Here is a 14019-nt window from a genome sequence, read left to right on the forward strand (position 1 = left end):
AAGTAGGAAATAATCCCGAACCCGCAAACACATACAGGGATATTGCTCCGCGAAAACACATAAGCACATGGTTTACAGAAAGAAAAAATGAAAAGAAAAATCTAAAACACGACTTTAATCCTTAAAACTTTATGAATTCTAATCAAATTAATAAACAAAGGGCAGTTTTCAAGCCACAAACCCTATTGATACACAAACCATCTTAATGTAATTACCTATAATCTATTATATGTTACAATAACAATTACACCTTATATAATTAATCGCACGTATTATAACGTATATATATAAGGTTACAGTTCTTTAATAGTCACCAGCTTTGTTAAAGTAACTGCAGCACGAAGACCGCTCCTACCATGATCCCAATATCTCTATTATATAGTATACACTATATATATTATATACCAGCAACTACCCAAGCCTAAGATCGTCCACAACCTATATACATATACGACAATAACATAAAACAGACCATCATGGAACCCAGCCCAAAGAACGATCTACCTATTTAAGTTTACGTAAGCTCTTATCTGGCATTGCACAATGATCTCCTTTATGAGTACTTTTGTTAAAATTTGTTAAGTATTTTAAAGCTAAGCAGTGTTTAAGTAGCTTAGCCTCTATTATTTTAATTGACGTTATCGTATTATTACCTTATCTTTGCAGAATGTTTAAAATTAAACACCTTATTATTTTGAGTTTTACCATTGCTTTTTTGAGCTTAGGTGCATGTAAAAGTCGTTTTGAAAAATTACGTTTGAGTAATGACGTTGCCAAAAAGTATCAGGAAGGCATTAGGCTATATAATAAAAAGGATTACTCTAGGGCTTTGATCTTGTTTGAAGGCCTGGTACAGAAATATAGGGGAACAGCAGAAGCTGAAGACCTGAACTATTATTATGCGTTTACCTTATATCGACTAAAAGATTATACAACCGCACGGTATAAGTTTAAAGAATTTGCCGATACCTACCCTGCCAGTAAAAATGCAGAAGAATGTAGATACATGGGAGCTTATTGTTATTACCTCGACTCTCCTAAGTCTTCTTTGGATCAGGAGAACACCTATAAAGCTATTGATGCCCTTCAATTATTCATTAACCTTTATCCTAGAAGTGACCGAGCTACCCAAGCTGCCCAGTATATCGCTAATTTAAGGGATAAGCTAGAGACCAAAGCTTTTGATAATGCCAAGCTATATTATGACTTAGGTGGTTACGATATCACCAACTACAAATCGGCGGTAGTGGCATTAAAAAATGCTCAGATAGAATTTCCAGACATTAAATATGCTGAAGAAATGAATCTGCTCATCGTTAAATCACAATTCATGTATGCCAAGAACAGTTTCCCTGCAAGACAGGAAGACCGTTTCAATGAAGCTATCGAATATTATAACGAGTTTATTGAAGCTTACCCTAACAGTAAATACGCAAAGGAAGCTAAACAATTAAAAGATGATAGTGACACGGGCATTGCCAATGCCAAAAGAATACTTGCAGAAGAGGCCGCGATGATTGCTAAGTATAAAGCACTGGAAGGAAGTGGCAAAAAACAGAAAGATAGTACAAGTACAACAAATAAATAAATTAGATATTAAAACCCAATAATAAAATGAGTACTCCAAAACCAGCGATACCAAACACTACGGTGACCAGAAATGTACATGATTTGGACAGATCTACAGATAACATCTATGAATCTTTGGTGATTATTGCTAAAAGGGCTAACCAGATTTCTAATAATATGAAAGAGGAGCTTCACGGTAAATTAGCCGAATTTGCTTCTTCAAATGATAATCTAGAAGAGATTTTTGAGAACAGAGAGCAAATTGAGATCAGCAAGCACTACGAGCGCTTACCTAAGCCAAGCTTAATTGCAATTGATGAGTTCTTAAATGATAAGGTTTATCATAGAAATCCTGCTAAAGAACAAAAATAATAGCATTGCGCATGGCGTTTTGAGCAAAGCGTTGATGTGCTGAGTTCCATGCCCTATGCATATGCTTAAAAATAAAAACATATTACTTGGCGTTTGCGGTAGCATTGCAGCATATAAGTCTGCCCTATTGGTAAGAGCACTTATCAAAGCTGGCGCAAACGTTAAGGTTATTCTTACGGCCGATGCCTGTAATTTCATTACACCACTTACATTAGCCACTCTTTCAAAAAATCCTGTTTATACCCAATATTTCGAAGCCGAAACCGGCGTATGGAGTAATCATGTAGAATTGGGTCTATGGGCAGATTATATGATCATTGCCCCAGCCAGTGCGAATACCATTGGCAAAATGGCAAATGGCCTGTGTGACAACTTACTTACCGCTGTTTACTTATCTGCTAAATGTCCTGTTTTCTTTGCGCCTGCAATGGATTTGGATATGTGGAAACATGAGAGCACACAGGATAATATAAGTAAGCTTAAGAGCTTTGGCAATCTAATGATCGCTCCTAACAAGGGAGAGTTGGCAAGTGGCTTGTTTGGCGAAGGTCGAATGGCCGAACCCGATGAGATTGTAACCTTTCTGAACGAAGAGATTAGAAAAAAACTTCCCCTGCTTGGAAAGACTGTAATGGTTACTGCAGGCCCTACTTATGAGGCCATAGACCCCGTACGTTTTATTGGCAATCACTCTTCCGGAAAAATGGGCTTTGCCCTGGCACATCAAATGGCAAACTTGGGAGCAAAGGTAACTTTGATAACAGGTCCTACGACCGAGAAGGCTAGTGATGAACTACAGAGAATAGACGTAGTAAGTGCCAAAGATATGCTAGATGCCTGTCTAAAGTATTATAATCATACAGACATTACCATCATGAGCGCTGCAGTAGCCGATTATACACCTACCAATGTTGCTGCTCAGAAAATCAAGAAAAAGGAAAATAGCCTTAGTATTGACCTAAAAAAGACGACCGATATTCTTGCTACTTTAGGAGAAAAAAAAACAAAAAATCAAATATTAGTAGGTTTTGCCTTAGAGACAACTGATGAAGAGAACTATGCTAAGCAAAAGCTACAAAAAAAAAATCTGGATCTGATTGTACTCAATTCTTTAAATGATAAAGGTGCTGGTTTTAAAACTGAAACCAATAAAATAACTATATTTAACAAAGCTTTTGAAAAAAAGATTTTTGAAACTAAGTTAAAGACAGAAGTTGCCAAAGATATCTGCAATGAGATCCTGAAATTGCTTGAGCTAAATAAAAACTTATAATAAATCCCAATGAAGAAAATCCTAGGTCTATTCTGTTTGATATTGATGAACATTGTGGCAATTGCACAAGAGCTAAATACCCGAGTGCAAATACTGGCTCCTACCATTAATAATGCCAATAGAAGAACCTTTGATGTATTACAAAATACCATTAGGGATTTTATGAACAATAATAAATGGACCACTGAAACTTATCTACCCCAAGAGCGCATTGATTGTAATTTAGTCATTAACATTACCTCCTGGGATGGTAATGCCAATTATACAGCAGAAGCTCAAATACAGTCCAGCAGACCTGTTTACGGAAGTTCTTATAGTACAACACTCTTAAATATGAGCGATAAGGATTTTAGTTTCAATTTTAATGAGGGCCAATCGCTAGAATTTTCAGAACAAAACTTCATTAGCAACCTTAGCTCCCTACTTGGCTATTATGCATATACCATTATTGGCCTTGATAAGGACAGCTTTGGTAAATTAGGTGGAACACCTTATTATAATAAGATACAAAACCTGATCAACATTGCCCAAGCTTCTGGCGGAAAAGGCTGGAGAGCTGTAGATGGGCTAAGGAACAGATATTGGTTAAATGAAAACCTGCTAAATCCATCTTTTAAAGAACTAAGGTTATTTATTTATAATTACCACCTTAATGGGCTAGATAAAATGCAATCTAACATAGATAATGGCACTAAAAGTATCTTATCTTCTTTAAACGATCTTAAGCAAATGGACAAACAAAAACTAGGTTCGATATTTCCTAATGTCTATTTTGCAGCTAAAGCAGATGAAATTACCAATGTGCTATCCCTCTCTTCTCCCCAAGATAGAATAAAAGCTTACAACCTATTGAGCGAAATTGATCCTGCCAACATTGGAAAATATGATGGTCTAAGGAAATCTAAGTAGCTTCTATACCTATTTCAAAAGTAATTTATTAATTTTTTTGTTAAAACATTTTGACAATACGAATATATTCGTACATTTGAATACGAAAAAATTCGTACACAAAAAAATGGATGCGACAAATATAAAACCTACTGAGGGTGAAATGGAGATCTTACAAGTACTTTGGCAAAAAGGGAATTGTACTGTTCGCGAGGTTCACGAAGCGCTAAATAAAAAGGATTCTGGCTATACTACTACCTTGAAGCTTATGCAGATTATGCATGAAAAAGGATTAGTAGATAGAGACACCAGTGCCAAGACCCATATCTATAGGCCCTTGATCAACAAGGAAAGAACACAACAACAACTCGTCAATAAAATGATTGATAATGTTTTTAATGGTTCTGCTGCCAGATTGGTTATGCAGGCCCTCGGAAATAAAAAGGCAAGCAAGGAGGAGATTGATCTAATTAAAGAATATTTGGACAAACTTGAAAACAAATAAACCATGGAAGCCATCATCGAAAATCTAATTAAAGCAATAGGCTGGAGCATACTCCATTCCCTATGGCAGGGCGCATTAGTCTATACCTTATTATTTATTATTTTTAGTGCTTTTCCAAAAGCTAATGCAAAAACCAGACATAATATAGCTTTCGGATCGCTCTTGCTTATCTTCATAAGTTTCTGCATTACTTTCTTGTGCCTATTCAAGCTACCTATTGAAAGCCCTACAGCAAACCACATTACCCTAAACAGTGAGGCTTATCTATTATTGCAAAAGGTCAATTCATATGGTTTCAAAACAGAAACTTATTTTCCATACCTGGTTGGACTATATAGCTTGGGTATTATATTCCAATTGATGATTATATTAAAAGGTTATTTTGGCCTAAAAACACTCAAGAAAGCACGGACTTTAGCTATTCCCAATGATTGGGAAACTACTTTCAAACAGACATTGGCTCAATTGAACATCAAGAAAAGGGTGAAGTTCTATTTGTCTGCAAAGGTTAATGTACCTCTTATTATAGGTTTTTTCAAACCTGTTGTATTATTTCCTTTGGCATTGGTCAATCAGTTGGACCTCCAACAAGTGGAAGCAATTTTAATCCATGAACTTTCCCATATTAGAAGAAATGACTACCTCGTTAATCTTGTCAAGATTTGTATAGAAACGCTCTTATTCTTCAATCCATTTGTATGGTTAACTTCAAAATTTGTACAAATTGAAAGGGAGCATGCCTGTGATGACCTCGTTGTGAGGTTTACGAATACACCATTAACCTATGCCCACGCCTTGCTCAAATTAGAACTGATCAAAGACAAGCATACGCCCAATCTTTCTTTAGCCGCAACAGGTGCAAATCAACATCTTTATCAAAGAATTAAAAGAATTACGAATATGAAAACGAATTACATTAATATTAAACAGCAATTTCTTATCTTAGCATTAAGCATTACGGCCATATGTTCTGTAGCATGGATCACGCCTTCAAAAGAGGAAACTAAAAAAGCCAGAAAAGAAAAATCATTATCGATCATTAAAACATCAACTACCAAAATAAACGGCGCTCCTAAAATCTTTATAGATAAAGTGGATATCGACACTTTAAAGAAGAAAAAGAAAACATTCAAATTAATTACTACAAATGAAAAGGGCGATACAATTGTCTATAATTCATTAAATGAATTACCCGATAGCTTAAAGTTGAAAATTGAAAACCTGGAAAAAAAGCTTAATTCGCCGGAATGGAAAGATAAAATGACCAAGCTTGATTTCCATGCATTGGATCTGTCAAAAAAAATCGACTCTAAGCAATGGAAAGATAAAATAGCCATGATCAACCTAAAAAGTATGGAGTTCGACAATTTATTTGACCGCATAGAATGGAAAAATAAATTATCAAAGATAGAATTCAATGGAGAGTCCATAGAAAAAATGCTCAATTCGCAAGAATGGAAGGATAAAATAGATCTTAAAAAATTCGATTCCAAAGAATGGAAGGAACGTGTAATAGAAATAGAGAGAAAAAACTTAGAACTGCATAAAAAAATAAATTCATCTGAATGGATGAAAAAAGTAGAGGATTTGAAAAAGTTGCAATCCTCTCCAGAATACAAAGAACTCAGGGAGAAATATGAGAGAGATTTAGAAGAGCTAAAAAAGAAAAAAGGCATTTCAACCGATAAAACTTTCCTTTTGTTCGAGAATGGTCAACACGTCTCAAAAGTATTTCTTCCCAAAACTGAAAAAACTAACGTACTAGCTGCCTTGAGTGATCACGTATTGACTTATGATACACAAAAGGATAAGCTAATCATTAAAAATACCCCCCAAATCACTTTAAAGAATCAAGAAGCACCTTTAAAAATAGCGGTAAACGCTAATAACCAAGCAATTGAAATCATTTTAGACAAATAATTACCCAATACGCAAATGAAACATTTAGGGCAGGAATAAATCCTGCCCTTTTTTATGATTTTAGTAGTTAACCATCAGTATTTTCAACAACAAAACATTAACTTTTCACACTTCTCGCTTTAGGTTGACTTATTTTACCTTTCATTAAGCGATCCAAAAAATTTAATAATAGTATTGTGATCATATCTTTTCCTTTTTTAAGACACATAAAAAAACTACCCCAAAATTGGGGCAGTTATCTGTTTTGGAAAAAATAAACAGCTAATTATTCATAGCACTAGGAGTTACCTAGTTACTAGACTTTTTGGTATCATCATTATTGATGCTTCGTTCATTCTTTTTGATAGAACCTTCTAGCTTTCCAAATTTCCAATTGAGGCCTACCGATATACGTCTGAAAAAGTTTTCCCGTATACGTTCTTGAGTAAAGTTCACCCCTTCGGTATAATTTCTAAATGCCCTAAACTTTTGAAATGGGTTGGCCACCATAGTAGAAAATGTCAATTTATCTTTAATGATATCTTTACTCCCACTAAAGCCTATAAAGTAATAATCATTGGATTTACCTTGTAACAATACATTTGGCGCCCCATAATTAAAAGAAACATTGGCTTTCCAAGTATTTTCAAATTTGTAACCGGTATTCAAGTTAATATAACCAGTTACACCACTATTTTGGGCTAGTACACCATTAATTGAGCCTTCTATCCAAATATAGTTCAGATTACCGCTTAAATTGACATTCCATTTTTTTGTAATAGGGTAATTAAAGTTCACGTTAGTGCCCAGTAATCTATCTTTTCCAATGTTCAGAGAAGTTATTCTCGTCAGATTTTCTGATTCTATATATTCGAACACACGTTGCTGTGTATTATTAGCGAAATTATAGGTCAAACTCAGGTTTAATGAGCCTTTTTTGAAAGAACTGTAGGTCAACTCGAAGTTGTTACTTAAAACTGCCTCAAGATCTGGATTACCAAAGTACTCGAAATTTGGTCTGGATTTATCTACAAAAGGATTTAGGTCCCAAATACCTGGGCGTTGTATCCGCTGTGTAAATCCTAAGCTAAGGCTTTGACTATTCTTCAAGGTTCTGTTAAAAGAAATGGAAGGAATAAGGTTAAAATAATCTGTTTTCACCGTAGAATTGGTACTTTCGAAATTACCAGTTACATAAGTGACCTCCAAACGTGCACCAGCTTTAAAAGTCCAATCTTTTAATTTTAAGGTATAGGTATTATAAGCACCATAAATATTTTGGTCGTTACTATAAATATTACTTTGTGAAGGATCTGGTATATAATTGTCTTGTGCTACGTTATAATTTAAATATTGGAAATTACTTTTCCCATTTCTCAAAATAGCCTTCACCCCTGCTTCCACCGTAATTTTCTTGAATGGATTAATATAGTCTAACTGCATGGTTTGTTCTTTAGACTTGCTGGTATTATCTTGTTTATAGTTTAATCCAGTAAAATTCACCCTATTTGAGAAGTTTACATTGTTAAGCTGTGGTTCCGAATTATCAAAGAACTTGTAAGAAAATGTCAATAAATGTTCTTTCTTATCTTTAAAACCTCGTTGATAATTAAGTGTATAGTCTGTTCCCCTCCATTCATACCTGGTACCACTATACATATCATAACCGCTATACACCGAACCATCCTGCAAATCGAAATGTTGGTTTAGGTCCTGCTGGTTGTATCCACCATAGGGGTTAACCTCGGCAGTAATCAAATTTAGCGTATCAATCTCATAACTTACCTCTCCTCCACCCCAGGCCCAAAAATTATCTATTTTCTGAAAGCCCTGCGAATAAAGACTAGAAGGCACTGCAGTTTCCCTACTGTTTCTACGGTCTATGTTCTTTATGCCATCTACCTGCCAAACACCGGTACCTCCATAGACATTGACACCAAAATTACCTTGCTTTACGGTAAGGTTTAAATTTCCACTGGGACCACCAGGGAACTGGTTGCGTACATTAACATTCCCATTGTATCCATTGTCCATTTTTCTGGAAGTAATGATATTGATAATACCTGATAGACCTTCACTTTCATATTTGGAAGGTGGCGTTGTAATTACTTCTATCTTTTGTACACCCGCAGCCGGCATGCTTTTTAAATATTCTTTAGGATCTCTTGTTAAAATTCCGGAGGGTTTTCCATTAATGAGAATACGGTAATTACCTGATCCTTTTAATTTTACGTTATCATCAGCATCTACAGATAAGAGCGGCACTTTACGCATCATATCTAAAACGGTTAAAACCTTGCTTTCAGGATCTGCCTGCGTATCATAAGTAATCCTGTCGGGCTCTTGTTTGATGATGGGTTTACTACCTACAATAGACACTTCATTTAAATCATTGCCCTGAGGCTTCATGTAAATTTTACCTAAATCTGTATGATCAGCCAACTTTACCGGTATTTGTTTGGACTGGTAACCTAATGAGCCAATAATTAAAATATAGAGTCCTTGATCTACTGCAGCAAATGAAAATTTACCTTGCTCATCTGAAATTACACTTTTAAGTAGTACCGAGTCTTTTTTTAATGCGATGGTAAAGTATTCGCCAGGCTTTTTAGTAAGGCTGTCAATAATAACGCCTTTTAATTGAACTGTTTTTTCTTGCGCTTTAAGATAGGTAGAAGTAAAGATGCATTGCATAGCAATACAAATGAATAAAAAGGATCTGATCATTATTATAATAAGTTTTGTCTAGTGTATAGAAACAATTCCTACATCACTACCCATTCAGACGTAAAAGTTAAGGCAACGTTGCACCTTCGCTTAAATAAAAATGAGATTCGCTCAATTTCAAGCTGATACATTATCTGTTCGCTTTAATTTTTTTAAGCCTTCCGTTTTCTTAATTTAGCACCTAGATATGCTACAAAAACTTTCTATACGGAATTACGCTTTAATCGATAATCTTGAAATCGATCTTAATCGTGGACTAAACATCGTTACAGGAGAAACTGGTGCCGGAAAATCGATTATCCTTGGTGCACTATCTCTAATTCTAGGGCAGAGAGCAGAGAGCAGGTATTTCTTTAACCAGGAAAAAAAATGTGTCATAGAAGGCCTATTTACGCTAGAAGATGAAAATACCAGATCCATTTTTGAACAAAATGATCTTGATTTTTTTAAGGAAACCATTCTAAGAAGAGAAATTTCCATAGATGGTAAATCTAGATCTTTTGTAAATGATACGCCTGTGAACCTGAACCTATTAAAAACCATAGGAGAACAACTCATTGCCATCCACTCTCAGCATGCTACCCAAGAAATTAACAATCCAGATTTTCAATTGGCCATACTTGATGCCCTAGCTGACCATCAAACCTTATTGGACAGCTATAAAACGGGTTTTAAACAACTGAAAACGGATCAGACTACCTTAAAAACTTTAGTAGGCAAAGCAGAAGAAGATCGAAAAAAACAAGACTATGAACAGTTTCTATATGACGAGCTGGCAAGTGTTAAACTAAAGATGCACGAACAGGAAGAACTGGAAATGGAGCTTGAAAAGCTAAACCATGCAGAAACCATAAAAAGAAGCATATTAATTGCATCGGGTTTGCTCAATGAAAATGACAGTTCAGTGCTAAACTTATTAAAAGAGGCTTCGCAGCAGCTAAGTAATGTAGAAAAGTACGATATAGAAATTAATAGTCTTTACGAAAGATTAAGATCGAATATAATAGAGATTAAGGATATTGCCAATGAGTTATCCATTATCGAAGCAAATACCATACACGATGAGAACAGGCTTACTGTTGTACAAGAACGTCTAGATATCTTATATGGCCTACAACAGAAACATCGGGTAAATCATATTAGTGAGCTATTGGACATACAGCAAGAATTGGAGAGCAACCTTCATCAATTGCAACATTCGGATGAAAAAGTAGAGCAATTGAAGATTTCCATTGAAAACCAAACCGGCACCTTAATTGGTCAAGCCAACGAGCTCCACAAAAATCGTTTAAAAGCTATACAAAAGGTAGAGAAAGAAATTAGTGAAACGCTAAAAAATATGGTAATGCCCAATGCGAAATTAGTTTTCAACCTCGCTTCTTTAAATGAATTGGGCAAGAATGGCTTAGACACTGTGCAGCTTTTATTCTCTGCCAATGCTGGGCATCAACCTGCACCTATAGCTAAAATTGCTTCAGGTGGGGAACTTTCCCGTTTAATGCTGGCCATTAAAGCCCTATTGGCCAAACATACCGCTCTGCCTACCTTGATTTTTGATGAGATTGATACTGGAATTTCTGGAGAAACGGCCTTAAAAGTTGGAGAAGTTATCGCCAAACTAGGTGAAAATATGCAAATTTTGGCCATTACCCACCTTCCTCAAATTGCCGCTAAAGGCCAATCCCATTATTTTGTTCACAAAGATGAGCGCCATAATAAGACAACAACTGGTATTAAAAAATTACTTCATGAAGAGAGGATAGTTGTAATTGCAGAAATGCTAAGTGGTAAAAATCCTGGCGAATCTGCCCTAAAAAATGCGAAAGAACTCTTAGATTAATCTATAAAGCACGCTCTTAAAATAACCCTGCAGAACTACGAATTTTTCGTAAAAATTTAATCAAAAGCATTTAAATAACTAAAATTTTAGTTATTTTAGCTGTATGAAGATTAAATTATTACTCCTATTTATAGGATTTTCTATCTGCTATCAAACAGCTTATACACAACAAGATTATTCTATTAGTGGCCTGGTAAGAGATGATAAAGACGTAATACCTGGTGCTGCCATCTACCTAAGCGGCACTAAAATATCAACCATTTCCAATAATGATGGAAAATTTATATTATCCAAACTACCTGCAGGTAATTATGATATCCTGATACAGGTAATTGGCTACCTTCCCTATTCCAAAAATATCATCATTTCAGACAAATCCATTTACATGGATGTACTATTAAAACCAAATACGGTAACTCTACAGGAAGTAGTAATTAGACCTGACCCAAATCGATTGGCATATATGAATGTATTCAAAAACTTTTTCATTGGACAAAGCCCCAATGCCAAAGAGTGCAAGATGCTTAACAGTGAAGTACTTCTCATTGATTATGACAAACAGAAAAAGGTATTATCTGTAAGTAGTAATGAGTTTCTCATTATAGAAAATAAATCTTTGGGCTATCGTATCAAATACCTGCTCAAGAACTTCGAATACGATTACAAAACCAGAATTGTATATTTCGCAGGTTATCCATTCTTCGAAGAGATGAAGGGATCTAAATCGAAAATTAGGCGTTGGGAACAAAAACGTAATACCGCTTATTATGGTTCATATCTGCATTTTTTCAAATCCTTATATAAAGGCAATGCACAACAAGAAGGTTTTGTTCTTCATAAATTGGCCACCATAGGAAATAAAAACAGACAACCAGATAGTGTAATCAATTCAAATATCAAAAGGCTTACTGCAGGACAAAGAGCCGTTAACATGCTTACTTTCAATAAGGATGATTCGCTTAACTTTTGGCTCAGAGAACGCTCTAAAACTAAAACTATGGCCATTTTGAACAAAGCTCATATCAGTACTGATACCCTTGTAAAAATCTACAATAATGATTTAAAATCTATCAACTTTACCGATGAGCTTTTTGTCATTTATACTAAAGAAACAGAAACGGAGGAATTTTCTAATTCGGGTTTTCAGATTAACCGTGCACCCGACATGGGCAATTATCAGGTTTCGTTAATCAATTTGATAGAACCGCCCATTTATTTCTATAAGAATGGTAGTATTATTAATCCTCGCAGCTTTTTGCTTAAAGGATTTTGGGCCTATGAAAAAATGACCGATGCAGTACCTGTAGAGTTTGAACCTACCAAACCAAAATAAAATCAAAAACATATTTTGCTAAAATTTTTAGTATTTTTAGCAAATGGAAAATCGAGGAATAAATGGAGAAGAGTACCTAAATGGTAGAGGTGCCCAACTCAATACAGCTAATAAATTTCTTAAAAACTCCCTTTCAAAAGAAAATATAGAAGGAATTGACGATTGGGAAGTTGATAATGGAAAGACCACCTTTATTGAAGGCAAATCTAAAAGCATAGTTAATAAGGTAGAAAGTCCCGATGTGAATATGCTATACTCTCTTAATCCTTATCAGGGGTGTGAGCATGGATGTATCTATTGTTATGCCCGTAACTCACATGAATATTGGGGTTTCAGTGCTGGTTTAGATTTCGAGAGAAAGATCATTGTCAAGCAAGACGCCCCAAAACTTTTCAAAGAATTCCTTGAAAAAAAAAGTTGGCAGGCTCAACCCATTACAATTTCAGGAAATACAGATTGCTATCAGCCCTGCGAAAGAAAATATAAACTGACCAGACAGCTTCTGGAAATTGCACTGGCTTATAGGCAACCCATTTTTATGATTACTAAAAATGCACTTATACTTCGTGACCTGGATATTCTCCAAGAAATGACCAAGTATAATTTAATCAGTGTTTTTGTTTCCATTACCAGTTTACAGGAAAGTCTAAGACAAAAACTCGAACCAAGAACTACTACAGCAAAGCAAAGATTAAAGGTAATCGAACAGCTTAGCAAAAGCAACATACCTATGGGTGTAATGTGTGCACCAATGATTCCCGGACTTAACAATCACGAAATGCCCGCCATTCTGAAAGCAAGTGCAGACCAAGGTGCAGTTGCAGCAGGTTATACCGTAGTCAGGTTGAATGGAGCTATTAGCCAAATATTCAAAGATTGGTTGTCGAGAAATTTTCCCGATAGATTTGATAAGGTTTGGCACATGATACAAGATTGCCATAATGGTAATGTAAACGACAGCAGGTTTGGCACCAGAATGAGGGGAGAAGGTAATTATGCCCAATTAATGAGCAAGACTTTTAAGCTACACTGCAAATTGAACAACCTTAATATAAACAGTATTCAACTCAATGGCCATTTATTTAAGATTCCACAACAACAACTTAGCCTTTTCTAAAGAAAAAACTCTCTTTCATTTTCATGAAAAGAGAGTTCTCATAGGTAGATGCGTCAATTATTTGATGATCTTTTTCAATCAGCCCACATATCTGAATGTTGAGCTAATAAAAATACTCTTTTTGAGAGTATCATTTTCATTGGTAAGTGTAGGGTTTCTTTTGTTTACTAAGGATGACCTAATTTAAAAGATATAAACAAGATCATCTTTAATACTTACAAGTATAGATTAAATTAAGATACACTGCATCATCAAATACCACACAAACGTTTGCAGTAGTTTTTGGAAAGAAAAGGTAACCAATCGGCAAAAACTAAGTATAGATTGGCTATTCTCAATTAACCATATCCTTAAAACACAATTTTTAAAAAATTAATCGGTTAAATGGATGCTATCTATACAGATAAATAAAGAAATCAAACGTTTGTGCTCATTTAACCAAAATAATAAATCGCCCGCTTTTCATATTTATTTTGTTGTGATTGCTATCATATAC

General features: G+C 35.0%; 10 protein-coding genes. 9 read left to right on the forward strand and 1 reads right to left on the reverse strand.

Annotated elements, in window-relative coordinates:
* Positions 1–667: 667 nt before the first annotated feature.
* From JHD79_RS21375 to JHD79_RS21400, 6 genes are all read left to right on the forward strand, one after another.
* Positions 668–1588 carry an outer membrane protein assembly factor BamD gene (locus tag JHD79_RS21375; RefSeq protein ID WP_199121396.1) on the forward strand — a complete coding sequence of 307 codons (921 nt, stop codon included), beginning with the start codon at positions 668–670 and terminating at the stop codon, positions 1586–1588.
* A 26-nt stretch (positions 1589–1614) separates the two neighbouring features.
* The gene (locus JHD79_RS21380; protein WP_199121397.1) at positions 1615–1941 is read left to right on the forward strand and encodes a DNA-directed RNA polymerase subunit omega; all 327 of its coding nucleotides are present in this window, start codon (positions 1615–1617) and stop codon (positions 1939–1941) included.
* A 61-nt stretch (positions 1942–2002) separates the two neighbouring features.
* Positions 2003–3214 carry a bifunctional phosphopantothenoylcysteine decarboxylase/phosphopantothenate--cysteine ligase CoaBC gene (gene coaBC, locus JHD79_RS21385; protein WP_199121398.1) on the forward strand — a complete coding sequence of 404 codons (1212 nt, stop codon included), beginning with the start codon at positions 2003–2005 and terminating at the stop codon, positions 3212–3214.
* Positions 3215–3223: 9 nt separating this feature from the next.
* On the forward strand, positions 3224–4123 hold the full coding sequence (locus tag JHD79_RS21390; protein ID WP_199121399.1) for a DUF4835 family protein: 900 nt from the start codon (positions 3224–3226) through the stop codon (positions 4121–4123).
* A 142-nt stretch (positions 4124–4265) separates the two neighbouring features.
* Entirely contained in the window at positions 4266–4607 is a 342-nt protein-coding gene (locus JHD79_RS21395; protein WP_233164821.1) for a BlaI/MecI/CopY family transcriptional regulator, read from the forward strand.
* Between the two features lie 3 nt (positions 4608–4610).
* On the forward strand, positions 4611–6527 hold the full coding sequence (locus JHD79_RS21400; RefSeq protein WP_199121401.1) for a M56 family metallopeptidase: 1917 nt from the start codon (positions 4611–4613) through the stop codon (positions 6525–6527).
* 288 nt (positions 6528–6815) lie between these two features.
* On the opposite strand, the gene JHD79_RS21405 is transcribed toward JHD79_RS21400, so the two are convergent.
* Positions 6816–9233 carry an outer membrane beta-barrel family protein gene (locus tag JHD79_RS21405; protein ID WP_199121402.1) on the reverse strand — a complete coding sequence of 806 codons (2418 nt, stop codon included), beginning with the start codon at positions 9231–9233 and terminating at the stop codon, positions 6816–6818.
* 187 nt (positions 9234–9420) lie between these two features.
* Here JHD79_RS21405 and recN point away from each other — a divergent pair, with 187 nt between their 5' ends.
* The 3 genes from recN (at position 9421) to JHD79_RS21420 (ending at position 13523) form a co-directional block, all read left to right on the forward strand.
* Complete coding sequence (gene recN / locus JHD79_RS21410) at positions 9421–11073, forward strand: DNA repair protein RecN (RefSeq protein WP_199121403.1); 1653 nt, start codon at positions 9421–9423, stop codon at positions 11071–11073.
* Positions 11074–11176: 103 nt separating this feature from the next.
* Entirely contained in the window at positions 11177–12406 is a 1230-nt protein-coding gene (locus JHD79_RS21415; protein ID WP_199121404.1) for a carboxypeptidase-like regulatory domain-containing protein, read from the forward strand.
* 43 nt (positions 12407–12449) lie between these two features.
* The gene (locus JHD79_RS21420; RefSeq protein WP_199121405.1) at positions 12450–13523 is read left to right on the forward strand and encodes a PA0069 family radical SAM protein; all 1074 of its coding nucleotides are present in this window, start codon (positions 12450–12452) and stop codon (positions 13521–13523) included.
* The last annotated feature ends 496 nt before the right edge of the window (positions 13524–14019 follow it).

It is taken from the genome of Pedobacter sp. ASV28 (assembly GCF_016428855.1).
In the GTDB taxonomy this organism is placed as follows: domain Bacteria; phylum Bacteroidota; class Bacteroidia; order Sphingobacteriales; family Sphingobacteriaceae; genus Pedobacter.

What these genes read in the sequence shown, in the direction of transcription:
- JHD79_RS21375 (WP_199121396.1), top strand. Translation starts at nt 668, where the DNA reads ATGTTTAAAATTAAACACCTTATTATTTTGAGTTTTACCATTGCTTTT.
- JHD79_RS21380 (WP_199121397.1), top strand. Translation starts at nt 1,615, where the DNA reads ATGAGTACTCCAAAACCAGCGATACCAAACACTACGGTGACCAGAAAT.
- coaBC (WP_199121398.1), top strand. Translation starts at nt 2,003, where the DNA reads ATGCTTAAAAATAAAAACATATTACTTGGCGTTTGCGGTAGCATTGCA.
- JHD79_RS21390 (WP_199121399.1), top strand. Translation starts at nt 3,224, where the DNA reads ATGAAGAAAATCCTAGGTCTATTCTGTTTGATATTGATGAACATTGTG.
- JHD79_RS21395 (WP_233164821.1), top strand. Translation starts at nt 4,266, where the DNA reads ATGGAGATCTTACAAGTACTTTGGCAAAAAGGGAATTGTACTGTTCGC.
- JHD79_RS21400 (WP_199121401.1), top strand. Translation starts at nt 4,611, where the DNA reads ATGGAAGCCATCATCGAAAATCTAATTAAAGCAATAGGCTGGAGCATA.
- JHD79_RS21405 (WP_199121402.1), bottom strand. Translation starts at nt 9,233, where the DNA reads ATGATCAGATCCTTTTTATTCATTTGTATTGCTATGCAATGCATCTTT.
- recN (WP_199121403.1), top strand. Translation starts at nt 9,421, where the DNA reads ATGCTACAAAAACTTTCTATACGGAATTACGCTTTAATCGATAATCTT.
- JHD79_RS21415 (WP_199121404.1), top strand. Translation starts at nt 11,177, where the DNA reads ATGAAGATTAAATTATTACTCCTATTTATAGGATTTTCTATCTGCTAT.
- JHD79_RS21420 (WP_199121405.1), top strand. Translation starts at nt 12,450, where the DNA reads ATGGAAAATCGAGGAATAAATGGAGAAGAGTACCTAAATGGTAGAGGT.